Source organism: Actinosynnema mirum DSM 43827 (genome assembly GCF_000023245.1).
In the GTDB taxonomy this organism is placed as follows: Bacteria; Actinomycetota; Actinomycetes; order Mycobacteriales; family Pseudonocardiaceae; genus Actinosynnema; species Actinosynnema mirum.
This window is the reverse complement of the sequence record NC_013093.1, coordinates 546189-569788: the sequence shown is the minus strand read 5'-3', so window position 1 is coordinate 569788 and position 23600 is coordinate 546189. Positions and strand designations below refer to the sequence as shown.

Below are 23600 nucleotides of genomic sequence, written 5' to 3'. Positions count from 1 at the left end.
ATCACAAGGGATGCGCGGTTAGCTGGCGCGCATCCCCACCGTAACCCTTTTGCCCTGTTCCTCCACCGGACGGGAGGTGAGAGCTAGGTCATCTCCAGCTCGCGTTTGAACGGGGGCTCGGCCCCGGCCCGCGAGCAGGTGATGGCCGCGGCGGCGCCCGCGTAGGACAGCGCCCTGATCCACGACGCCCCGTCCAGACCGCGCACCGCCTCGGCGGACAGCGCGTCGTGGTCGTGCAGCCAGGCCAGCAGCGCGCCCTGCACGGTGTCGCCCGCGCCGATCGTGTCGACCACCTGGACGGCCACCGGTGGGACGTGGATCACCTCGCCCGATCCGGTGAGAACGGCCAGTCCGTCGCCACCGCGGGTGAGCACCACCACGGCCGGGCCCTCGGACTGCCACTGCCGGGCGGCGGCGAGCACGTCGTCCTCGGGCGCGTCCTCGGGGAGGTCGGCGAGCCAGCGGGCGTCCTCGACGGACACCTTGAGCAGCCCGACGTCGGGCAGCCACGAGCGGAAGCGGGCCCGGTAGGCGTCGGCGTCCGGGATGAGGCTCGCGCGGATGTTCGGGTCCAGCGCGGTGAGCGCGCCGCGCGCGGACTCGCGGCGCAGGACGGCCTCGTAGGCGCTCGCGCCGGGCTCCAGGACCATCGACAGGGTGCCGAAGGACACCGCGCGCACATCACTCGGAAGAGGGCCGGGGTCGGCCACGAGCCGGTCGGCGGTGCCCTCGACGTAGAAGGTGTACCGGGCGGACCCGTCGTCCGCGAGGCCGACGACCGCGAGGGTGGTCGGCTCGGGGCCGCGCGTCACCAGGTCGGTGGCCGCGCCCGAGGCGGTCAGCCGCTCCACGACCCGGTCGCCGAACAGGTCCCGCGAGACCCTGGACAGGAACGACACCGGCACGCCCAGCCTGCCGACGGCGACGGCCACGTTGAACGGCCCCCCGCCCAGGCGCGGGGCGAGGTTCCCCTCGGACGTGGGCACGAGGTCCACGAGGGCCTCACCAGCAACGACGATCAACCCTGGCTCCGTTCTCTGCGCAACCCGTCGAGCAGGAGTTCACCGAGGGCGGTGAACGCCTCCGCGTCCGTGACCCCGGCTCGCCGGGGCAGGACGCCCGTCTGGATGTTCTCGATCAGGACCCCGGCCATCTCGGCGATGAGCACGGCCTGGACGTCGCGGAACACCCCGTCCCGCACGCCCTCCTGGATGAACTCGCGCAGGCGCGCGGCGGCGGCGCGGGCGTTGCGCTCGTAGGTGCTGCGGGTGGGCGCGTAGTCGGCGACGTCCGCGAGGAAGCGGGCGCTGGCGCGGCGCAGCTCCTCGGCGGCGACCGCGAGGTAGGTGCCGACCTTGGCGGGCGCGTCCTTGAGGTCGGCGACGCGGCGCTCGATGTGCTCGGCGGCGCCCTTGAAGTAGCGGCGGACGACCCGGACGGCGAGCTGCTCCTTGCTGGCGGCGAGCGCGTAGAGCGTCGACTTGGAGCAGTGCAGCCGGGCGGCGAGGTCGTCGAGCGTGAAGTGCGCGAACCCCTCGGCGAGCACGAGCGACTCCAGCTTGCCGAGCAGGTCGACCTGCCTCGGCGTCAGCGGGCGTCCCACGATCGAGGTCATGAGCGGAACTCTTTCACACCACTGGTCTTAGTACTCTGGTACGTCCTACAGTACTGGGCAGAGTACCGAGCGGAGGTCGACGATGCCAGCCGAGCGGCTGCTGCCCACCACCGAGTCCGAGGACCTGATCGCGCTGGTCAGGGAGATCGCGCGGGACGAACTGGCCCCCAAGGCGGGGCTGCACGAGGAGGAGGGCCGCTTCCCCAGGGACGCGTTCCGCCTGCTGGGAGGAGTGGGACTGCTGGGACTCCCGTACCCCGAGGACTTCGGGGGGAGCGCCCAGCCGTACGAGGTGTACCTCCAGGCGCTGGAGGAGGTGGCCACGGCCTGGATGTCGGTCGCCGTCGGCCTGTCCGTGCACGTGATGTCGTCGTACGCGCTGGTGAACTTCGGCACGCCGGAGCAGCGGGCGAAGTGGCTGCCGGACGCGCTCGGCGGTGAGCTGCTGGGCGGGTACGCGCTGTCCGAGTCGCACGCCGGGTCGGACGCGGCGGCGCTGTCCACGCGGGCGGTGCGCGAGGGCGACGAGTACGTGGTGCGCGGCACGAAGGCGTGGATCACGCACGGCGGGGTGGCCGACTTCTACACCCTGATGGCCAGGACCGGCGAGCCCGGCGGACGCGGGGTGAGCTGCTTCTTCGCGCCCGGCGAGCTGGACGGGCTGAGCGCGGCGGCCCCCGAGCGCAAGATGGGCCTGACCGGGTCGGTGACCGCGCAGCTCACGTTCGACGGGGCGCGGTTCGGCGCGGACCGGCTGATCGGGGCCGAGGGCGACGGGATGCGGATCGCGCTGAGCGCGCTCGACTCCGGGCGGCTGGGGATCGCGGCCTGCGCGGTCGGGCTGGCGCAGGCGGCGCTGGACGAGGCGGTGGCCTACGCGCGCGGCCGGAGCCAGTTCGGGCGGCCGATCATCGAGTTCCAGGGGCTGGAGTTCCTGCTCGCGGACATGGCCGCGGCGGTGGACTCGGCGCGGGCGACCTACCTGGACGCGGCGCGGCGGCGGGACCGGGGACTGCCGTTCACCCGGCAGGCGGCGGTGGCGAAGCTGGTGTGCACGGACGCGGCCATGAAGGTGACGACGGACGCGGTGCAGGTGCTCGGCGGGGCCGGGTACACGCGGGACTTCCCGGTGGAGCGGTACATGCGCGAGGCGAAGGTGCTCCAGATCTTCGAGGGCACCAACCAGATCCAGCGCGTGGTGATCGGGCGGGCGCTGCGCAAGGCCTGAGGCAGTTCCGCGAAGCGGGGCGGCGGCTGACCGGGAGGCGCTTTTCCTCCTGGTCAGCCACCGCCCCGCTTCACGGAGCGTCTCAGCCCTCGCGGTAGAACGGGTCGGCGACCTTGCCCTCGCCGTCCTCGTAGGAGTAGACCTCGCGACCGCTGACGAACACCTTCGTGGCGCGGCTCATCACGTCGAGCGGGTCGCCGGACCAGATGACCACGTCGCCGTCCAGGCCGGGCTTGAGCGCGCCCACCCGGTCGTCCAGGCCGAGGATGGCGGCCGGGTTGGTGGTGATGGACTCCAGCGCGGCGGTCCGGTCCATGCCCTCCTTGACCGCGAGGGTGGCCTGGTGCACCAGGAAGTTGATCGGGATCACCGGGTGGTCGGTGGTGATGGCGACCTTGACGCCCGCGCGGGCCAGCACGCCGGGGGTGCGCAGGGTGCGCTGGCGCAGCTCGACCTTGGAGCGGGTGGTGAACAGCGGGCCGACGATGACCGGGACGCCGCGCTCGGCGATCAGGTCGGCGACGAGGTGGCCCTCGGTGCCGTGGTTGATCACGAGCCGGTAGCCGAACTCGTCGGCCAGGCGCAGGGCGGTGGCGATGTCGTCGGCGCGGTGGCAGTGCTGGCACCAGGGCAGCTCGCCGGACAGGACCTTGGCGAGCACCTCGTGGGTGGGGTTGCGGTCGAACGGGCCCTCGGCGGCGTCGCGCCTGGCGACGTAGTCCTGGGCGGCGGTGAACGCGTCGCGGATGACGGCGGCGACGCCCTGCCGGGTGGAGGGCAGCTTCTTCTGGTCGCCGTAGACGCGCTTGGGGTTCTCGCCGAGGGCGCTCTTCACGCTGATGGGCTCGCGCACGAGCATCTCGTCGGTGGTGCGGCCCCAGCACTTGATCGCGACGGTCTGGCCGCCGATGGGGTTGCCGGAGCCGGGCTTGATGACGGCGGTGGTGACGCCGCCGGAGAGGGCGTCGGCGAAGCCCATGTCGGCCGGGTTGATGGCGTCCAGTGCGCGCAGGCGGGCGCCGTTGGGGTCGGTCATCTCGTTGGTGTCCTGGCCCGCCCAGCCCTCGGCCTCCTCGTGGACGCCGATGTGGCCGTGGGCCTCCACGAAGCCGGGCAGGACCCAGGACCCCTTCGCGTCCACGGTGGGCACGCCGTCGGGCACCTCCACCGAGGCGCCGACCGCGGCGATCTTCCCGTCGATGACCAGCACGGTCCCGTTCTCGATCGGCTCACCGATGACCGGGACGACGTACCCACCCGTGATAGCGACGCTCATAGTTAGCCAAGCTAATGTTCTAGGCCAGCGGGCGCAAACCCCAGCGACCCGCCCAGCTCTCGCCGGGGGCCAGCCACAGCAGGTCGACGCCCGAGTTGAGGGCGTCCGGCGGGCACGTCATCGGCTCGATCGCGACCGCCCTGCCCCGGCCGGGGAAGTTGTCCGGGGTGTAGACCTGCACCCACTTGAAGTCCGGGTCGGCCCACACCTCGACGCCGCCGTCCGGGCCGCGCAGCTGGTGCCGCACCAGGCCGTCGACCGGCTCGCAGCCGCCGAACGGGGTGTCCAGCTCGACGCCCTTGAGCAGGCGGGCGGCCCGGAAGTCGCTCTCGCCCGACACCGGGACGGCGGGCCCGGAGGGGATCATCCTCTCCGGGTCCAGCGGCAGCACGGTGGTGGCGGCCAGGGTGAGCGTGGACGTGTCGGTGCTGGACTTGCCCGCCCTCGGGTACGGGTGGGTGCCGACGCCGAACGGGGTGCGCGCGGAGCCGAGGTTGTGCACGCCGTGCGAGACGGTCAGGCCCTCGTCGTCCAGGGCGTAGGTGATGGTGGTGCGCAGCGGCACCGGCCAGCCCTGGCCCTCGACGCCGACCTCCAGCGACACCAGGGACCCGGTGTGCTCGACGACGGTCCACTCGGCGTGCCGCACCAGGCCGTGGATGGCGTTGCCGCGCGCGGTCTCGCCGATCTCGAGCTGCTGCTCGGCACCGTCGAGCACCCAGGTGCCGCCCGCGGTGCGGTTGGGCCACGGCACGAGCACCGCGCCGCTGCCCATCGGCGGTTCGCCGTCGTACGTCTCGACGTACGGCACCCCGTCTACCTCGAAGGACTTCAGTCCGGCGCCAACCTTGGCGATGACGGCGCGCGCGCCGCCGTGGGCGATCTCCAGCATGGACCAACAGCGTACGCACGCGCGGCGGGGGCGCAGCGCCGCCACGACCGGGTGAGGGGTGCGGATTCGGGCGGGTTCGGGAAATCGCTTTCCCGGTCACTTGCCGAGCTTGGCCGGGTCGACCTCGACGACGCCGTGGGTGACCCGGTTGATCAGCCACAGCACCAGGCCCGCGAGCAGCAGGTAGAGCGCGACCAGGTAGTCGGCGGACGGGCGGCCGGACAGCGGGCTGGCCAGGTAGGCGCAGGTGAGCGCGCCCAGCACGGGGACGATCGTGGGGGCGCGGAAGTGCTCGTGGTCGGCGCGGTCCTTGCGCAGCACCAGGACGGCGACGTTGACGATGGCGAAGACGACCAGGAGCAGCAGCGCGGTGGTGCCGCCGAGCTTGGCGATGTCGGTGGTCAGGACGAGGGCGATCGCGACGCCGGTGGTGAACAGGACGGAGACCCACGGGGTGCGGCGGGTGGGGTGCACGACGCCGAAGAACCTCGGGATGATCCGCTCGCCCGCCATGCCGTAGACGAGGCGGCTGGCCATCAGCATGTTGATCAGCGCGGAGTTGATGACGGCGAACAGGCCGATCAGGGAGAACACCCACAGCGGGAACGAGGGCGCGCCGACCTGGACCACCTTGAGCAGGGCGTTGCTGCCGGAGGCGGCGAGCTCGTCGGCGGGGATCAGCAGCGACGAGGTGACCGCGACCAGGACGTAGATCAGCGCGGCGATGCCCATGCCCCACAGGACCGCGCGCGGGAAGATGCGGACCGGGTCGCGGCACTCCTCGGCCATGTTGACCGAGTCCTCGAAGCCGACCATGGCGAAGAACGCGAGCGAGGTCGCCGAGGTGATCGCGATCAGCGCGGACTGGCCGGGGGCCGGGTCGATCTGCACCAGGCGGGACGGGTCGCCGTCGCCGGAGGCCACCGCGAGCGCGCCGATCACGATGATGATCAGCAGGCCGGAGACCTCGATGCAGGTGAGCACGACGTTGGCCTTGACCGACTCGGAGACGCCGCGCAGGTTCACCACCGCGAGGCCGAGGATGAACAGCACCGCGACCAGGGACGCGGAGACCGTGACCGAGTCGGAGGAGAACTCGCGGAGCACGGACTGGAGGTAGGTCCGGCCGAACGCGAGCGCGGCCGAGGCGGCCGAGGTGATGCCGGAGCTCATCACGGCGAAGGCGACCATGAAGGTGAGGAACTGGACGCCGAACGCGCGGTGGGCGTAGAGCGCGGCGCCTGCGGCCTTCGGGTACTTGCCGACGAGTTCGAGGTAGCTGAACGCGGTGAGGAACGCGACGGCGAAGGCGATCAGGAACGGCAGCCAGAGGGCGCCGCCGATCTTGCCCGCCACGTTGCCGGTCAGCGCGTAGACGCCGGTGCCGAGGATGTCGCCGACCACGAAGAACAGCAGCAGCTTGGGGCCGATGGCCCGGTTCAGCTCGGGCTGCGCGGGCTGCGCGGGCTGTTCGGGCTGCGCGGGTCGTTCGGTCTTGCCTGCCGATTCCCCCATGCCAGTTGAGTGTGCCCGGTCACAGTCGATCCAAATGGGTGACAGTTGCGTCTTTTCGGGGAACATAGGTGGTGCCAGAGCGTGCGGGATTGGATGGGGCCTACTCCGAACGGTCGGCATTCACCACTAGACGGTGAAGCGAACGGGTGCGTTCAGCGGCGAACCCGGTTCGCGCCGGACCCCGGCGGATGGGTGCTTCACCCGCCGGGGTCCGTGCCCCGCCTCGCGAAGCGAGGCGGAACAGGCACAAGCGCCACCGCAGCGCCCTTGCGACCACAGCAGCCGACCACCGCGCCAACGGCACCTGCCGACGGGGCAGGCCACCAGACTGGTCGCGCCCTTGCAACACCCCCACACCCGAGCCGCCTCTACCTGACGCGCACCAGCGGCAGGTAGACCTGGTCGACGATCTCCACGAGCGCCTCGTCGGTGGGGGGACCGCCGGTCAGGAACTCGTTGCGCAGCAGCACGAGCGGCAGTCCCGCGACCCTGGGCAGCAGCGCCTCCGGCCTGGCCTCGCCGCGCGCGACGGCCCGCCCGAGGACGGTCAGCCACACCCCGGAACCGGCCTGCGCGCCCAGCTCGCGCAGTTCGGCCAGCAGCTCGGGCGCCTCGGCGGCGATGCCCGCGACCATGCCGGTGAGCACCTCGCCGCGGGGCGAGGCCAGGTCGGCGGCCAGGCCGCGGAGCAGGGCGAGCACGTCGGCGCGCAGGTCGCCGGTGTCCGGGGTGCGGGTGGTGTCGGCGACGAGCGCGCGGTACGCGGCGGCGGCGAGCGCGGCGCGGTGCGGCCAGCGGCGGTAGAGGGCGTTCTTGTTGGTGCCCGCCCGCTTGGCGACGCGCTCCATGGTGAGCGCCCGGTACCCGGACTCCAGCAGCTCGGCGGTGGCGGCGTCGAGCACCGCGCGCTCCAGCTCGGCTCCCCTTCGGCGCATCGTCTCCCCCTTTTTAAGGTACTGAGCGTACCTTACAGGGCGGTGGGCAGCGCGCTAGCTTCGTCCAGGAAGGTACTGAACGTACCTTAGGAGGGGGAGTGCGATGCGCGCCAAGGGCATCACCCACGACACCGGCTGGCACAACGGGCTGGTCAGCACCCGCGAGAGCTTCGAGCGCGCGGACGTCGAGCGGGACCTGCGGGCCATCCGCGAGGGCCTGCGCTGCACGGCCGTGCGGATCACCGGCGGCGACCTGGACCGCGTCGAGCTGGCCGCCCGGATCGCCGCGGGTCTGGGGCTGGAGGTCTGGTGCTCGCCGCTCTCCGGGCACCTGGACGCCGACGAGCTGCACGAGGCGCTGCTGGAGTGCGCGGTCCGGGCCGAGCGGCTGCGGCTGGAGGGGCACGAGGTCGTGCTGGTCGCGGGCGCCGAGCTGACGCTGCGCACCGCCGGGATCGCCGACCGGTTCGCGGGCGCGGTGGCGGGGGTGGTCGCGCGCGGGAAGCCGGTGGCGATCACCGAGTTCGGCTGCGCGACGTTCCGGGGCGCGGGCGACGTCGGGGCGCGGGCGGTGGGGATGGTGGCGCGGGCGCTGGACGAGCGGCGGTGGGAGCCGAAGGCCGCGTTCCACGCGGTGGGCGAGCGGTACGGGCAGGGTGAGCGGGGCCGTGGACGAGGGAGGTGGGGGACGGGTCGCCGCCCGCCCCCCACCTCGTCCGGTTACCCCGTCAGCGGGGCGGTACGCGGTTCAGGCGAGCGATTCGCGCCACGCCTCGTGCAACCGCGCGAACCGCCCCCGCTCCCCGATCAGCTCCTCGGGCGTCCCGTCCTCCACGACCCGGCCGCCGTCGACCACCAGCACCCGGTCCGCGATCAGGACCGTGGACAGCCGGTGGGCGATGATGAACGCCGTCCGGCTGGCCAGGACCGTCTCCAGCGCGGACTGCACGGTCCACTCGGTCGGCACGTCCAGGCTCGACGTGGCCTCGTCCAGCACCAGCACCGCCGGGTCGGCCAGGAACGCCCGCGCGAACGCCACCAGCTGCCGCTGCCCGGAGGACAACCGGCCGCCGCGCTTGCTCACGTCGGTGTCGTAGCCGTCGGGCAGCTCGCCGATGAAGTCGTGCGCGCCGACCGCGACCGCCGCCGCGACGACCTCCTCGCGGGTGGCGTCGGGGCGGCCGAGGGCGATGTTGTCGGCGACCGTGCCCTCGAACAGGAAGTTCTCCTGCGTCACCATCACCACGGCCCGGCGCAGGTCCGCGTCGGACACCGACCGCAGGTCGGCGCCGTCCAGCCACACCGCTCCCCCGGTCGGGTCGTAGAAGCGGGCGACCAGCTTGGCCAGCGTGGACTTGCCCGCGCCGGTCGCGCCGACCAGCGCCACGGTCTGCCCGGCCGGGACGCGCAGGTCGAACCTGGGCAGCACGAGCGAGTCGGAGGCCGGGTAGCGGAACTCGACGCCCTCGAACCGGACCTCGCCGCGCACCGGCCCCAGCGGGACCGGGTCGACCGGGTCGGGCACCGACGGGCGCTCGTCCAGCAGCCCGGACAGCTTCTCCAGCGCGGCGGTCGCGGCGGCGTAGGCGTTGGTGAACATGGCGATGTTGTCCATCGGGTCGTAGAACCTCCGGACGTAGAGGGTGAACGCGGCCAGCACGCCCAGCTCCAGGGTGCCCTCCGCGACCCGCCACGCGCCCCACGCCAGCAGGACGGCGAGCGAGATGTTGCCGATGGCGCGCACGGCCGAGGTGAACGTGGCGACCACGGTGAGCGCGGTGACGTTGGCGTCCCGGTAGGCGCCGTTCAGGTCGGCCATGATGCGCTCGTTGCGCGGCTCGCGGCGGAACGCCTGCACGGCGCGGATGCCGTTCATGGTCTCCACCAGCTGCACGACGACCTTGGCGATCGAACCGGTGGTGCCCCGGTAGGCCGCCGCCGAGCGGGCCTGGAACCAGCGGACCAGCAGCACCAGCGGCAGGAACCCGGACAGCACGAACAGCGCCATGGGCACGTCCAGCGCGAACAGCACGACGCTGATCGCGAACACCGACAGCATCGCGTTGAAGAACCCGTCGAGGCCCTCGTCGAGCAGGTTCTGCAGCGAGTCGACGTCGTTGGTCATCCGGGAGATGACCTTGCCGGAGGTGTAGCGCTCGTGGAAGGACACGGACAGCCGCTGGACGTGCCGGAACACCCGCAGGCGCAGGTCGAGCAGGACGTCCTGGCCGATGCGGCCGATGAGCCGCACGAACGCGTAGCGCAGGACGGTGGCGGCCAGGCCGGACGCGGCGTAGCCGCCGACGCACCAGGCGAGGGTGGTCGGGTCGCCGTCGAGCGCGGCCGGGACGCCCCGGTCGATCGCGGCGGCGATCAGGAGCGGGCCCGCGAGCAGGACCAGGTTCTCCACGACCATCAGGGCGAGGGAGAGGGCGACCAGGCCGGCGTGGGGGCGGAGCAGGGAGCCGAGGAGGCGGCGGGAGCGGGCGCGCAGGCGGGTGCCGGTGGCGTGGTCGGGGGCGTCGACCTCCTCTGCGGCCACGCCGCGCCAGCCGTCGACGGTGGGGGGCGGGGTGGTCGGGTCCTGGGCGGTGGTGGTCGGGGCCTGGGCGGGGGTGGTCGGGTCCTGGGCGGGGGTGGTCGGGTCCTGGGCGGTCCCGGTCCTGGTCCCGGTGGGGTCTTCCGCGTTGCCGGTTGAGGCGCTCACACCCGCACCTCCTCGTCCTCGTCGGCCAGGGTCGACAGCAGGTGGCGGTACTCGGTGTTGCCCGCGAGCAGCTCGCGGTGCGTGCCGATCGCGGTGATCCGGCCGCCGGAGAGGACGGCCACCCGGTCGGCGAGCTGCACGGTGCTCGACCGGTGCGCGACGACCAGCGCCGTCACGTCGCGCAGCACGCGGCGCAGCGCGGCCTCCACCTCGGCCTCGGTGTGCACGTCCAGCGCGGACAGCGGGTCGTCCAGCACCAGCACCGCCGGTCTGCCCGCGACCGCGCGGGCCAGCGCGAGCCGCTGCCGCTGGCCGCCGGACAGCGACAGGCCCTGCTCGCCGATGCGGGTGTCCGGGCCCCACGGGAGGGCGTCGACGAACTCCTCGGCGCGCGCCACCCGCAGCGCCTCGCGCACCGCGTGCGGCGAGGCGTCCCCGCCGCCGAGGACGACGTTCTCGGTGACGCTGGCGGAGAACAGGACCGGTTCCTCGAACGCGGTGCCGACGACCCGGCGCAGCTCGGCCAGGTCCAGCTCGCGCACGTCGACCCCGTCCAGGGTGACCCGGCCGCCGGTGACGTCGGCGAGCCTGGGCACCAGCGCGGTCAGCGCGGTCTTGCCGGACCCGGTCGCGCCGACCAGCGCGACGGTCTCGCCGGGCCGCACCTCCAGGTCGACGCCGCGCAGCACCTCGTCGTCCGAGCCGGGGTGGCCGAAGCGGACGCCCTCGAAGCGCAGGTGCCCGCGCACCGGCGTGGCCAGCGGTTTCGGAGAGGGGGGAGAGGTGATCGCGACCGGTTCGTCGAGCACCTCGAAGTAGCGCTCGACGGCCGCCGCGGTCTGGTTGGTCTCGGACAACAACCACCCGATCGAGTCGACCGGCCAGCGCAGGTAGGCGCTGACCGCGATGGCGGCGATGAGGGTGCCCGCCGTCATCGTGCCGGAGGTGATGCCGAACGCGCCCACGGCGAGCTGGCCCGCGATGGACAGCTCGGGCAGCACCAGCAGCGCGGCCCACAGCGCGGCGAACACCCGGACCTTGACCAGCTCGGTGCCGCGCAGCTCGCGGGCCTGGCGCTGGAACCGGGCGGCCAGGTGCGGGCCCCGGCCGAACGCCTTGAGCACCCGGATGCCCAGCACGGACTCCTCGACCGTGGTGGTGAGGTCGCCGACCTGGTCCTGGGAGAGGCGGGCGGCGACCTTGTAGCGGGTCTCGAACAGGTAGGACAGGGCGATCAGCGGCAGGGTGGACACCAGCGCCACCAGGCCGAGCAGCGGCGACAGCCAGAACAGGACGCCGAGTCCGATGACGATGACGGTGGTGTTGACCAGCAGGAACACCAGCACGAACGCGACGAACCGGCGCACGGTGGTGAGGTCGCTGGTGGCGCGGGAGAGCAGCTGCCCGGACTGCCAGCGGTCGTGGAAGGAGACCGGGAGCGCCTGGAGGCGGGTGTAGAGGTCGGTGCGCATGGCCAGCTCGACGGTCGAGGCGGGGCGGGCGATGACCTTGCGGCGGGTGTAGAAGAGCAGGGCCTCGGCGAGGCCGAGCGCCAGGACGAGGCCGATCAGCCAGGGGAGGGCGGACAAGTCGCGGTGCGCGATCGGGCCGTCGACGACCCGCTGGGTGACCAGCGGGATGCCGAGCCCGCACAGCATGGCGAGCACGGCGGCCCCGGTGCTGACGGCTATCGGGTTCTTGACGGGGCGCAGGTAGGGCCACAGCCTGCGCAGGGTCGCGGCCGTGGAAGTACGTTGGTCGTTCACGAGTTCCCCCTCGGCTCCACTTCGACAATACGAAAATACGAAGTCGGGCCTGCCGGTGGCATCCGGTTTTTCACCACCGAGGGTGCGGGCTCCAGTGCGCTGGAGGTCAACCGTGGAGATCGGTTTCCTGCTCTCCGAACCGGCGATGGCGTTCCCGGCGGGGAGGTTGATGGCGGTTCGGGGCGGGCGGTTGAGCGTGCTCGCGCCGGACGGGTGGCGGCCGGTTCCGGGGCGGAGACCGGACGGGGCGCGGCCGGTCAGCCGGGAGGGGGCGGCGGAGTGGTGTGCGCGGGAGGGGCGGGATGCGGGGGTGCTGGATGTGGTTCCGGGGCCTGGGGATGACAGGGGATGACCCCGGTTCCGGGCGGGGGTTCCGCGCCGGGACCGGGGTCGGGGGGAGTGCTCTTGGGGTTAGGACTTGCGGGAGCGCATGAGCATCGTGGGGATGGTGAGCAGGCCGGCCAGGGCGTAGCTGAGGCCCGCGAGGATCGCGAGGACTACCCACTGGTCGCCCGTTCCGGCCAGCAGGTTCGGCACGTCGAAGTAGTGGGCTGCGGCGAGGACCACCGGGCCGAGGAGCACGATCGGCCACGCGGGGCGGACGCCGAGGAGCCAGAGCAGCGGGCCTGCGAGGAGTGCGCTGGCGACCAGGGCCAGGGGGAGGCCGACGAAGAGCAGGAGCAGGAAGTCGGGGAGGGACGCGGAGGCCTCGCCGAGGGCGCGGTGCAGGAGGCCCGCCTGGTGGGCGGCGATCCAGGCCGCGCACAGGGCGGCGCCCACGACGCCGGAGAGGACTACGCGGAGCAGCGCGGAGAACGCGAAGCCGCCGGCTCGGGAGCCGCGCTCCCGGATGGTCGGGCGGGGGCGGGTGTCTACCGGGGTGCTGTGGGCCGCGGTGACTTCGTCGGTGGGGGTGGAGGTGGAGGTGGGGGTGGGAGTGGGGGGTGGGGTGGACGTGGTGGTTCGAGGCGAGATGGTCTCGCTCACCGGGGTGTCCTCCGTTCGGGGGTTGGCCGTGGCGCGGCGCAACCGGAACCTGTGCGTGAAGCTGTCCGTGGAAGCGCCCGCCTCCAGGCGGCTCGCCTCAGCCACGGGCCGCGGTGTGGACGACGGGGCGGCGCGCGGTCACCGGTGAGGCGAGCACGAAGCCGACGGCGCTGGTGAGCAGCACGTCGCCTGGGATCTCGAACCACACGGTGAGCAGGGCGAGCGCGGCTGCGAAGGCCACGCTGACGGCGGCCGTGCCCAGCGGGCGGCCGACGTGGGCCGCCGCGAACACGGCCCAGGAGATGAGGACGGCGGCCACCAGGCCGACCGGGATCATCACCAGGTAGAGCTCCAGGCAGCCCCAGTCCTCCTGGGTGCAGACACGACCGGAGACGATCCGGTCGCGCAGCCACATCCACGCGGCACCGAGACCCGCGCCCAGCGCGGCGCCGACCACCACTCGACCAAGCATGGGGACGGGGTTGCCCGAACGGGTGAGGGCGCAAACCCGATGTTGATCAATGGTGGGGGTGGGCCCGATGTTGATCAACGGGGGGTTGGGGGTGGGGCGGGGGTGGGGGTTGAGGAGCTGAAGGGTTGAAGATCAAGAGCGAAGAGCTGAAGAGCACGCCTCGCCGGCGGGGCAGACCTCCAAAAAAGAGGGACACGGGCTCTGCCGGCCGGTGACCGTTGGGGCGGTGGTCCGGTTGTACCCCTGCGGTGGGCGGGGTCCCTCTTCTCCGTGTGGCCTCCTTTCAGGCAAGCACGCTCGTCAAGACGCCGTTGGGCACCCCGGTCTTCCGGGCAGTGCGGCGGCATCTTGACGAGCGTGCTCGGGCTTCGCCAGGCCACACGGAGAAGAGGGACGCGGGAATGGGGCTGCGTGGGCTCGCTGCGCTCGCCCCGCAGCCCGCGAGGCGGTCAGCCTGCGACCTGCGACTTGGGGGTGCGGATGGCTTGCGGCCTTTCCATGCCGATGGCCCGCGACCGGTGCGGTGGCGGGCCATCGGTGGTGCTTGAGTTGCCGGGGCGGTCGCCCCTGCGCGTCGGTGTTATCCCCTGGAGCGGACTCCCAGCAGGACGTCCTCCCAGGACGGGACGATCGGGTGGTTCTTCTTGCGCTTGGCGGAGGGCTGGTCTTCGGCCAGTTCTCCGTCCACCACGATCGGCTCTTCCACCACCGGGCGCTCTTCGCGGACGAGGATTTCCGGCTCGGCCAGGGGCCTGCCTTCCACGTCCAGGGCTGCCCTGGCCAGGTGGGTCACGGCGCGCAGGCTGCGCACCCGGTTCGGGTTGGGGTCCATCAGGTCCACGGCTGCGTCGTCCAGGGCTGTGACGGTGCCGCCGTGGGCGCCGGGGTGGAAGGCCCAGTGCGCGCGGTTGTCCGAGCGGCCTGCCGTCCAGTGCAGTTGGACGACCCAGCGGCCGTCCTCGCCGCGCCAGGAGTCCCAGCTGACGTCCACGTACTCCTGGCCGCGCAGGCCGAAGGAGTGCGCGACGACCTCGCCGAGGGTCTGCACGTCCGGGCCGTCCTCGCGCACCGGGTGGGCGCGCTGGGCCAGGTCGGCGATGCGGGAGCGCTCCAGCAGCACCGGGTAGGCGAAGCGCTCGACCCGGTGCGCGGGGATGCCCGCGATGGCGGCGACCTGGTCCACGGACTCGCCCGCGCGGATGCGCGCCTGGATCTCGCGGGGCCGCATCTGGCTCTCGGTCTCGACCTCGATCTGGCCGAGTCTGGTGAGATCGCCGCGCGCGGCTGCGCGCAGGCGCTCGTCGGCGGGCAGCACGAAGCGCTCGCCGCGTTCGGGGTCCTCAAGGACGATCGACTTGCCGTCCTCGTCGAGCCCGACCACTCGCAGCGTTCGCATCATGGCCTCCCGGTTGCCATTCACCTCGCCGTGTACCGACGGTAGTCCGGCGCGCCGCCTTGACGCGGGAGGCTCGCCGTGCCGACCGTATGTCTTCACGCGATCTTCCCGCATGTCGTCGGTCGACGCACGCGTGTTACCGCAAGGTTCACCTCGCCAGGGTCCGGGAAGATCCCTGGCGAGGTACCCGTCACTCTGCGCGTCGAAACGCCGGTTTTCTCAGAGCTGGCCGACCACCCAGTCGACCGCCTCGGTGAGGGTGGAGACGTCCTCCGGCTCGACGGCCGGGAACATGGCCACGCGCAGCTGGTTGCGGCCGAGCTTGCGGTACGGCTCCACGTCCACGATCCCGTTGGCGCGCAGCACCTTCGCCACGACCGAGGCGTCGACCTCGTCGGCGAAGTCGACGGTGCCGACGACCTGCGAGCGGTGCGCCGGGTCGGCCACGTACGGCGAGGTGTACGAGGTCTGCTCGGCCCAGGAGTACAGCCGCGACGACGAGTCGGCGGTCCGGGAGACCGCCCAGTCGAGGCCGCCGTTGCCGTTCAGCCACTTCAGCTGCTCGTTGAGCAGGAACAGCGTCGCCACGGACGGGGTGTTGTAGGTCTGGTCCTTGGTGGAGTTGTCCAGCGCCGTGGTGAGCGACAGGAACTCGGGGACCCAGCGGCCGGAGGCGCCGATCTCGCGGACGCGGTCGAGCGCGGCCGGGGACATCAGGGACAGCCACAGGCCGCCGTCCGAGGCGAAGCACTTCTGCGGCGCGAAGTAGTAGACGTCGAAGTCCTCGGCCTTGACGGGCAGGCCGCCCGCGCCGGAGGTGGCGTCGATCGCGACGAGCGCGCCGTCCGAGCCCGCCGGGCGGGACACCGGGACGGCCACGCCGGTGGAGGTCTCGTTGTGCGCCCAGCCGACCAGGTCGACGCCCTCGGCGAAGGTGATCTCGGGGGCGGTGCCGGGCTCGGACTTCACCACGACCGGCTCGCCCAGGAACGGGGCGTCCTTGGTGACCTTGGCGAACTTCGAGGAGAACTCGCCGTAGGTGAAGTGCTGCGAGCGCTCGCGCACCAGGCCGAACGCGGCGGCGTCCCAGAAGGCGGTGGTGCCGCCGTTGCCCAGGACGACCTCGTAGCCCTCGGGGAGGGAGAACAGCGCGCGCAGACCGGAGCGGACCTCGCCCACGAGGGACTTCACCGGCTTCTGCCGGTGGGAGGTCCCCATCAGGTCCGCGCCCTCGGCGGCAAGGGCGCGCAGCGCCTCGGGCCGGACCTTGGACGGGCCGCAGCCGAACCTGCCGTCGGACGGCTTCAGGTCGGCGGGCAGGACCAGTGAGGTCGGGTCGGCGGTCTGGGTCATCTCGACGCCTCCGGGGGGTAGAGAACCTGACCGGCCACGTTGCCGGGGCCCCAGTGTTGCAGCAAGGTTCCTCGCAGATCACCAGAGGGTGTCCCCGGTCACGCCCGGCGAGGTGGTATAGGACACCGGCCAGAGTGGACGATCGTCGGGCTTGCGGCGACTCGTGGAAGGGTTTCCCCGTGAGCGCGCCAGGCACACCTCCCGATTTCCGGAACACGGCGCGGGGGTGGGGAGGGGCGCGCGGGCGGGTCTCAGTGGCCGAGCAGGCCCAGGCGCATGGCGGTGGTGACGGCGGCGGTGCGGTCGGAGACGTCGAGCTTCGAGAACACCCGGAGCAGGTGCGTCTTCACGGTCGCCTCGCCGATGAACAGCTGCCTGCCGATCTCCGCGTTGGACAGGCCGCGCCCCACCAGCCGCAGCACCTCGACCTCGCGCGGGGACAGCGCCGGGGTGCGGCGGACCAGCCTGCCCGCCACCGACGGGGCCAGCACGGTCTCGCCGCGCGCGGCGGCGCGGACGGCGGCCACCAGGTCCTCGGGGGACGCGTCCTTGAGCAGGTAGCCGACCGCGCCCGCCTCCACGGCGCGCAGGATGTCCGCGTCGGTCTCGTAGGTGGTCAGCACGACCACCCTGGACAGCGCGCCGATGCGGGCGGTGGCCTCGACGCCGTCGCCGCCGGGCATCCGCAGGTCCATGAGGACGACGTCCGGCGGGTCGGCGCGGACCAGGCGCACAGCCTCGTCGCCGGACGCGGCCTCGCCGACCACCTCCAGGTCGGTGGCGGGGGCGAGCATCCCGCGCACGCCCTGCCGCACCACCGGGTGGTCGTCGACCAGCAGCACCCGGATCACCGGGCCGCCCACAGCTTCCGAGCCGTCCATCCGCGCCTCCCCGGCAGTTCCGCCGAACACCGCACCACACCGGCACGCGCGATCGCGGCGGCGCTCACCTGGGCGCCTCGGCGACGAGCACCGCGCCGTCGTCGTCCGAGCGGGTCAGCGTTCCGCCGACCTGCTCCAGCCTGGCCCGCATCCCGCGCAGGCCGAAGCCCTCCGGCGCGCCCCGGTAGCCCGGACCGTCGTCGCGCACGGTCAACCGCACCGAGTCCGGCAGCACGTCCAGCTCCACGCGCACGCGGGCGGCGTGCCTGCGGGCGTTGGTCAGCGCCTCCTGCGCGGCGCGCAGCAGCACCACCTCGACCGCGCGCGGCACCTCCCCCGCACCGCGCTCGGCGAACTCGGCCCGGACGCCGAAGTCCGCCACCCGCTCCACCTGCCTGCGCAGCGCGTCGGCCAGCGAGCCCTCCAGCGCGGCGGGCGCGAGCGCCGCCACCAGCGCCCGCGACTCGGCCAGGTTCTCCCGCGCGGTGCGCAGCGCCAGGTCCAGGTGGTCGTCGGCGCGGACCGGGTCGGCGCGGGCCGCCTGGACCAGGGTCACGATGCTGGTGAAGCCCTGCGCCAGGGTGTCGTGGATCTCCGCCGACAGCCGTTCCCGCTCGGCGGCGACGCCCGCCTCGTGCGAGAGCTCGGCGATGACGAGGTTCTGCTCGGCCAGCGTGCGGATCACCCAGCCGAACAGCTGGGAGAACAGCGCGGTCGGGAGCAGCACCAGCAGCATCGACGTCGGGTCGCCGGTCCTGGCCCACGAGAGCAGCCACGGCGGCACGACGAACGCGAGCATCACCCAGAAGGCGGGGCGCAGCGGGATCCGCCGGTACACCTCGGGCAGCACCGCGAACAGCAGGAACGTCGCCCCCGGTGACAGCCACATCGCCGTCACCGTGAGCGCGTGCAGCCCGATCAGGTAGAGCTGTCGTGGTTGGAGCAGCACCCACGCGGCGATCACCGCGATCACCGCGACCGCCGCCCAGTGCCGCTCCGCGGTGACGTCCGGGAGGAGCGCGCCGCAGGCCGCGACGAGCAGCCCGGCCCCGGTGATCAGCCCCCACTTCGCCCGTTCGTCCACCGGAACGAGGCCGCGCACAGCACCAAGCCCGCGACGCACCAGCCCGCCAGCACCAGCGCGATCCTCCCGTGCTCCCACGCCCCAGCCACCTCCACGACCGCAGCCCCCTCGGGCAGCAGCACCGAGCGGAACCCCTGCGCGACCCACTTGAGCGGGAACAGCGAGCCGAGCACGACCATCCACTGCGGCAGGACCGCGATGCTGATGAAAACACCCGACACGAACTGGAGTCCCACGTAGGGCAGGTTCAGCACGGTCGGGGCGGAGCGCGCCGAGCCCGCGACGGAGCTGACGGCGATGCCCAGCAGCGCGCAGGAGACGGTGCCGAGCGCGAACACCCAGGCGAACGTGAACCAGCGGGCCGGGTCGGTCGGCAGGTCCACGTCGAACACGAGCACGCCCGTGATCAGCACCAGCACCGCCTCGGCGAGGCTGAGCACCAGGACCATGACGATCTTGCCGATGAAGTAGGAGGCGAGCGGCAGCGGGGTGCCGTGCAGGCGCTTGAGGGTGCCGTTCTCGCGGTCCTGGGCGATGCCGGCGCCGAGGGTGATGAACGTGGTGGAGATGATGCCCGCGCCGAGCATCCCGGCGGTGAACTCCTGCTCCTGGGTGAAGTCCGCGCCGGACGGCGTCATCCCGGAGAAGATCGAGCCGAGCAGCAGGAGCAGGAACACCGGCAGGGCGAAGGTGAAGAGGAACCCGGCGGTGTTGCGGAAGAACTGGCGCAGCTCCAGGCCGCCCCGCGCGAGTCCGAGCGCTGCGGTCCTCACGCGATCAGCTCCAGGTAGACGTCTTCGAGGGTGGGGCGGGTGACGGTCAGGTCGGCGACCGGGCCGAGGGCGTTCAGCTCGACGACGAGCGCGACCGGGTCGGTGGTGGCGCGGCTGCGCTGGACACCGTCCGGGTCGACCCAGGTGACCAGGGCCTTCGCCCGGTCCCTCCCGCCGACGGTGGTGGGGGTGCCCTCGGCGACGAGCCTGCCGCCCGCGATGACGGCGAGGCGGTCGGCGAGCGCCTCCACCTCGTCCAGGTAGTGGGTGGTGAGCAGGATCGTGGCCCCCTCGCGGGCGAGGTCGCGGACCAGGCCCCAGAACTGCCTGCGGGCCTCGGGGTCGAAGCCGGTGGTGGGCTCGTCCAGGAACAGCACGCGGGGGCGGCCGATGATGCCGAGGGCGACGTCGAGCCTGCGGCGCTGCCCCCCGGACAGCCTGCCCGCGCGGGTGCGGGCCTTGTCGGCGAGGCCGACGAGGGCGACGACCTCGTCCGGGTCGCGCGGGTCCGGGTAGTAGCGGGCGTGGTGGTGGACGGCCTCGGCGACGGTGATGTCGGCCAGGTCGGTGGCGGCCTGCTGGACGACGCCGATGCCCGCGCGCCACGAGCGGGGCGCGGTGGCCGGGTCGGCGCCGAGGACGGACACCTCGCCGCCGGTGCGGGGGCGCAGGCCCTCCAGGATCTCGACGGTGGTGCTCTTGCCCGCGCCGTTGGGGCCGAGGAGGGCGAACACCTCGCCCTCGGCGACTTCGAGGTCGACGCCCCGCACGGCCTCGAAGTCCCCGTAGGACTTGCGCAGGCCGCGCGCGCTGATCGCTGCTGTCATGCCGGGAATGCTGTCGCAGCGGGCGGGGGCGGCGGAACGTGCGTCCGGTGGACAGCGGTTGTCCACCGGACGGTGGACACGGGCCGAAGATCGCCCGTTCGGGGGTCACCGGGTCAGGCGAACCAGTGGGTCGCCCGACCCGGCCCCGCGCGTCACGCGATCTCGTCCCAGCCCTCGACCGACTCGACCGAGCGCGCCTCCGGACCGATGTACGCCGCCGACGGGCGCACCAGCCTGCCGGTGCGCTTCTGCTCCAGGATGTGCGCCGACCACCCGGCGGTCCTGGCGCAGGTGAACATCGCGGGCATGATCGCGGGCGGCACCTCGGCGAAGTCCAGGACCACCGCGGCCCAGAACTCCACGTTCGTCTCGATCGCCCGGTCCGGCCTGCGCTCGCGCAGCTCCGCCAGCGCGGCCTGCTCCAGCGCCGCCGCCGCCTCGTACCGGGGCGCGTCCAGCTCCTTGCAGGTGCGGCGCAGCACGCGGGCCCTCGGGTCCTCGGCCCGGTAGACCCGGTGCCCGAAGCCCATCAGCCGCTCGCCCCGGTCGAGCACGCCGCGCACGTAGCCGCGCGCGTCGCCCTTGCGCTCCACCGCCTCGATCATCGGCAGCACCCGCGCGGGCGCGCCGCCGTGCAGCGGGCCGGACATCGCGCCGATCGCGCCGGACATCGCGGCGGCCACGTCCGCGCCGGTGGAGGCGATCACCCTGGCGGTGAACGTGGAGGCGTTCAGGCCGTGCTCGGCGGCCGACACCCAGTAGGCGTCCAGGGCCCTGACGTGCGCCGGGTCCGGCTCGCCGCGCCAGCGGGTGAGGAACCGGTCGGTGATGGTCGCGCACTGGTCGACCCGGTGCTGCGGCACGGCGGGCCTGCCGGTGCCGCGCGCGGACTGCGCCACGTACGACAGCGCCATCACGGAGGCCCGCGCGAGCTGGTCGCGCGCCTCCCGCTCGGGGATGTCCAGCAGCGGCTGGAACCCCCAGATCGGGGCGACCATGGCCAGCGCCGCCTGCACGTCCACCCGCACGTCCCCGGTGTGCACCGGGATGGGGAACGGCTCGGCGGGCACCAGGCCCGCCCCGAAGGCGCCGTCGACCAGCAGCGCCCACACGTCGCCGAAGGTGACCCGACCGGCCAGCTCCTCGATGTCGACGCCCCGGTACCGCAGGGCGCCGCCGTCGCGGTCCGGCTCGGCGATCTCGGTGCGGAAGGCGACGACGCCCTCCAGTCCTGGCTTGAACCCGTCCTGCTCCGCCTGCTGCACCACGCTGTGCGCTCCTAACGCCGTGAAGAGCTGCCCAAGAGGTTGTCCGAACCCTGCCGCCGCTCACCCCTACTGGCAATCACAGCCGGAGGTGTCGTCCGTCACCCTCCGGCCGGGCGGACGGCGCGCCCCCGAAGCGATCCCGAAGCGGCCCGAGCGCGCGGAGATCGTTAAGCCCTGGTTTCCACCCGCTCACCCACTGCTACCGCGCCGCGACCCGTGGTAGACCTCGGTGATGCACCTGACGCCGCACGAGCGGGACAAGCTCCTGGTCCACGTGGCGGCCGACGTCGCGCGCCGGAGGCTGGAGCGCGGGGTCGCGCTGAACCACCCCGAGTCGGTCGCGCTGATCACCTCGCACGTGCTGGAGGGCGCCCGCGACGGGCGGACGGTCGGCGAGCTGATGGCGAGCGGGCGGCACGTGCTGACCAGGGAGCAGGTCATGGACGGGGTGCCCGAGATGATCGACTCGGTGCAGGTGGAGGCGACCTTCCCGGACGGCACCAAGCTGGTGACCGTGCACGACCCGATCAGCTGACCCGCGGCGCGGGCCGAGGTCCGCGCCCCCTCAGCCCACACCAGCGAGGAGCGCGCCCGTGCGACCAGGCGAGATCATCCCCGGCGAGGAGCCGGTCGAGCTGAACCCCGGCCGCCCGAGGACGACCCTGGTGGTGGTCAACGGGGGCGACCGGCCGGTGCAGGTGGGGTCGCACTACCACTTCGCGGCGGTGAACCCCGGCCTGCTGTTCGACCGCGACGCGGCCTGGGGCAAGCGGCTGGACGTCCCGGCGGGCACGGCGGTGCGGTTCGAGCCGGGCGTGGAGCGCGAGGTGGTGCTGGTGCCGCTGGCGGGCCGCCGGGTCGTGCCGGGCCTGCGCCCCGAGCACGCCGGGGAGCTGGACCGGTGACCCGCGTCGACCGCGAGCGGTACGCGGAGCTGCTCGGCCCCACCACCGGCGACCGGGTGCGGCTGGCCGACACCGACCTGCTGATCACGGTGACCGACGACCTGTGCCGGGGCGCGGGCTCCGGCGACGAGGTGATCTTCGGCGGCGGCAAGGTGATCCGCGAGTCCATGGGCCAGGGGATGGCGACCCGCGCGGAGGGCGCGCCGGACCTGGTGATCACCGGTGCGGTGGTGCTGGACCACTGGGGCGTGGTGAAGGCCGACGTGGGCGTGCGGGACGGCCGGATCACCGCGATCGGCAAGGCGGGCAACCCGGACGTGATGGACGGGGTGCACCCGGACCTGGTGATCGGCCCGTCCACGGAGGTGCTGTCCGGCAACGGGAAGATCCTCACGGCGGGCGGGGTCGACTGCCACGTGCACTTCATCTGCCCGCAGATCGTGGACACCGCGCTGGCGTCCGGCCTGACCACGCTGATCGGCGGCGGCACGGGACCGGCCGAGGGCACCAAGGCCACCACGGTCACGCCCGGCGCGTGGAACCTCGGCCGGATGCTGGCCGCGATGGACCACATGCCGGTGAACGTCCTGCTGCTGGGCAAGGGGAACACCGCCCGCGAGGACGCGCTGCGCGAGCAGCTGCTCGGCGGCGCGGGCGGGTTCAAGCTGCACGAGGACTGGGGCACCACGCCGGTCGCGATCGACACCGCGCTGCGGATCGCCGACGAGTCCGGGGTGCAGGTGGCGATCCACACGGACACGTTGAACGAGGCCGGTTTCCTGGAGTCCACGCTGGACGCCATCGCGGGCCGGTCGATCAACGCCTACCACTCGGAGGGCGCGGGCGGCGGGCACGCGCCGGACATCATCCAGGTGGTGTCCGAGCCGAACGTGCTGCCGTCGTCGACGAACCCGACCCGGCCGCACACCGTGAACACCCTCGAAGAGCACCTCGACATGCTCATGGTCTGCCACCACCTGAACCCGTCGGTGCCCGAGGACCTGGCGTTCGCGGAGAGCCGCATCCGGCCGACCACGATCGCCGCCGAGGACGTGCTGCACGACCTGGGCGCGATCTCGATGATCAGCTCGGACTCGCAGGCGATGGGCCGGGTCGGCGAGGTGATCACGCGGACCTGGCAGACCGCGCACGTGATGCACGGCCGTCGCGGGGAGCTGGCGGAGAACCTGCGGGCGCGGCGGTACGTCGCCAAGTACACGATCAACCCGGCGATCGCGCACGGCATCGACCACGAGGTCGGGTCGGTGGAGGCGGGCAAGCTCGCGGACCTGGTGCTGTGGGAGCCGAAGTTCTTCGGGGTGCGGCCGTCGGTGGTGCTCAAGGGCGGGTTCATCGCGTGGGCGGCGATGGGGGACGCGAACGCCTCGATCCCGACGCCGCAGCCGGTGCTGGCGCGGCCGATGTTCGGCGCGCACGCGGCGGCGCGCGGCAGCGTGCACTTCGTGTCGCAGCAGGCGGTGGACGCGGACCTGGCGGACCTGCTGCGGCTGTCCCGGCCGCTGGTTCCGGTGCGCGGCACGCGGGCGGTGGGCAAGGCGGACATGGTGCTGAACGACGCGCTGCCGCACGTGCGGGTGGACCCGGACAGCTTCGCGGTGACCGTCGACGGCGAGCTGGTCGAGCCGGAACCGGTGGAGCGGTTGCCGATGGCGCAGCGGTACTTCCTGTTCTGACCACCCGGCCCGGTTCCACGGTTGCC

21 protein-coding genes are annotated in these 23600 nt (G+C 73.0%); 4 read left to right on the top strand and 17 right to left on the bottom strand.

Annotated features, from left to right (window positions below; genetic code table 11):
* Positions 1–83 precede the first annotated feature (83 nt).
* Both AMIR_RS02660 and AMIR_RS02655 read right to left on the bottom strand, forming a co-directional pair.
* A complete protein-coding gene (locus AMIR_RS02660; RefSeq protein WP_012783157.1) occupies positions 84–1022 on the bottom strand; it encodes a carbohydrate kinase family protein in 939 nt (312 codons plus the stop codon).
* Complete coding sequence (locus tag AMIR_RS02655) at positions 1019–1615, bottom strand: TetR/AcrR family transcriptional regulator (RefSeq protein ID WP_012783156.1); 597 nt, start codon at positions 1613–1615, stop codon at positions 1019–1021. The genes AMIR_RS02660 and AMIR_RS02655 overlap by 4 nt, the downstream gene beginning before the upstream one ends.
* Before the next feature lie 82 nt (positions 1616–1697).
* Here AMIR_RS02655 and AMIR_RS02650 point away from each other — a divergent pair, with 82 nt between their 5' ends.
* On the top strand, positions 1698–2843 hold the full coding sequence (locus AMIR_RS02650; protein WP_012783155.1) for an acyl-CoA dehydrogenase family protein: 1146 nt from the start codon (positions 1698–1700) through the stop codon (positions 2841–2843).
* Between the two features lie 82 nt (positions 2844–2925).
* Here the strand turns inward: AMIR_RS02650 and AMIR_RS02645 are convergent, their stop codons facing one another.
* From AMIR_RS02645 to AMIR_RS02565, 15 genes are all read right to left on the bottom strand, one after another.
* The gene (locus AMIR_RS02645) at positions 2926–4119 is read right to left on the bottom strand and encodes an amidohydrolase (RefSeq protein ID WP_012783154.1); all 1194 of its coding nucleotides are present in this window, start codon (positions 4117–4119) and stop codon (positions 2926–2928) included.
* Between the two features lie 19 nt (positions 4120–4138).
* Positions 4139–5011 carry an aldose 1-epimerase family protein gene (locus AMIR_RS02640; RefSeq protein WP_012783153.1) on the bottom strand — a complete coding sequence of 291 codons (873 nt, stop codon included), beginning with the start codon at positions 5009–5011 and terminating at the stop codon, positions 4139–4141.
* 96 nt (positions 5012–5107) lie between these two features.
* Positions 5108–6526 (bottom strand): APC family permease, encoded by a 1419-nt coding sequence (locus tag AMIR_RS02635; protein WP_012783152.1) that lies wholly within the window; start codon positions 6524–6526, stop codon positions 5108–5110.
* Between the two features lie 368 nt (positions 6527–6894).
* Positions 6895–7461, bottom strand: coding sequence for a TetR/AcrR family transcriptional regulator (locus tag AMIR_RS02630; RefSeq protein WP_012783151.1), 567 nt, complete (start codon positions 7459–7461; stop codon positions 6895–6897).
* 748 nt (positions 7462–8209) lie between these two features.
* A complete protein-coding gene (locus AMIR_RS02620) occupies positions 8210–10168 on the bottom strand; it encodes an ABC transporter ATP-binding protein (protein ID WP_012783150.1) in 1959 nt (652 codons plus the stop codon).
* Complete coding sequence (locus AMIR_RS02615; protein ID WP_012783149.1) at positions 10165–11934, bottom strand: ABC transporter ATP-binding protein; 1770 nt, start codon at positions 11932–11934, stop codon at positions 10165–10167. The genes AMIR_RS02620 and AMIR_RS02615 overlap by 4 nt, the downstream gene beginning before the upstream one ends.
* 411 nt (positions 11935–12345) lie before the next feature.
* Positions 12346–13026 carry a hypothetical protein gene (locus AMIR_RS39910; protein WP_012783147.1) on the bottom strand — a complete coding sequence of 227 codons (681 nt, stop codon included), beginning with the start codon at positions 13024–13026 and terminating at the stop codon, positions 12346–12348.
* A complete protein-coding gene (locus AMIR_RS02600; RefSeq protein WP_012783146.1) occupies positions 13019–13393 on the bottom strand; it encodes a hypothetical protein in 375 nt (124 codons plus the stop codon). Before AMIR_RS02600 ends, AMIR_RS39910 begins: the two co-directional genes overlap by 8 nt.
* A gap of 580 nt (positions 13394–13973) precedes the next feature.
* Positions 13974–14789: a septation protein SepH gene (sepH, locus tag AMIR_RS02595; RefSeq protein ID WP_012783145.1), complete on the bottom strand. Its 816-nt coding sequence runs from the start codon at positions 14787–14789 to the stop codon at positions 13974–13976.
* A 219-nt stretch (positions 14790–15008) separates the two neighbouring features.
* The gene (gene serC / locus AMIR_RS02590) at positions 15009–16142 is read right to left on the bottom strand and encodes a phosphoserine transaminase (RefSeq protein ID WP_012783144.1); all 1134 of its coding nucleotides are present in this window, start codon (positions 16140–16142) and stop codon (positions 15009–15011) included.
* 251 nt (positions 16143–16393) lie between these two features.
* Positions 16394–16993, bottom strand: a complete 600-nt coding sequence (locus AMIR_RS02585) for a response regulator transcription factor (RefSeq protein WP_041837299.1) — start codon at positions 16991–16993, stop codon at positions 16394–16396.
* A gap of 94 nt (positions 16994–17087) precedes the next feature.
* Positions 17088–18107 (bottom strand): sensor histidine kinase, encoded by a 1020-nt coding sequence (locus tag AMIR_RS42565; protein WP_012783142.1) that lies wholly within the window; start codon positions 18105–18107, stop codon positions 17088–17090.
* Positions 18080–18880, bottom strand: coding sequence for an ABC transporter permease (locus tag AMIR_RS02575; protein WP_012783141.1), 801 nt, complete (start codon positions 18878–18880; stop codon positions 18080–18082). The genes AMIR_RS42565 and AMIR_RS02575 overlap by 28 nt, the downstream gene beginning before the upstream one ends.
* Positions 18877–19707, bottom strand: a complete 831-nt coding sequence (locus tag AMIR_RS02570; protein ID WP_012783140.1) for an ABC transporter ATP-binding protein — start codon at positions 19705–19707, stop codon at positions 18877–18879. Before AMIR_RS02570 ends, AMIR_RS02575 begins: the two co-directional genes overlap by 4 nt.
* A gap of 152 nt (positions 19708–19859) precedes the next feature.
* Entirely contained in the window at positions 19860–20975 is a 1116-nt protein-coding gene (locus AMIR_RS02565; protein ID WP_012783139.1) for a citrate synthase 2, read from the bottom strand.
* A gap of 232 nt (positions 20976–21207) precedes the next feature.
* Between AMIR_RS02565 and AMIR_RS02560 the strand changes: the two genes are divergently transcribed.
* From AMIR_RS02560 to AMIR_RS02550, 3 genes are read left to right on the top strand one after another with little or no spacing between them, the layout of a single operon-like run.
* On the top strand, positions 21208–21510 hold the full coding sequence (locus AMIR_RS02560; RefSeq protein WP_012783138.1) for an urease subunit gamma: 303 nt from the start codon (positions 21208–21210) through the stop codon (positions 21508–21510).
* Positions 21511–21568: 58 nt separating this feature from the next.
* Positions 21569–21880, top strand: coding sequence for an urease subunit beta (locus AMIR_RS02555; RefSeq protein ID WP_012783137.1), 312 nt, complete (start codon positions 21569–21571; stop codon positions 21878–21880).
* On the top strand, positions 21877–23574 hold the full coding sequence (locus AMIR_RS02550) for an urease subunit alpha (protein WP_012783136.1): 1698 nt from the start codon (positions 21877–21879) through the stop codon (positions 23572–23574). Before AMIR_RS02555 ends, AMIR_RS02550 begins: the two co-directional genes overlap by 4 nt.
* Positions 23575–23600: the final 26 nt, after the last annotated feature.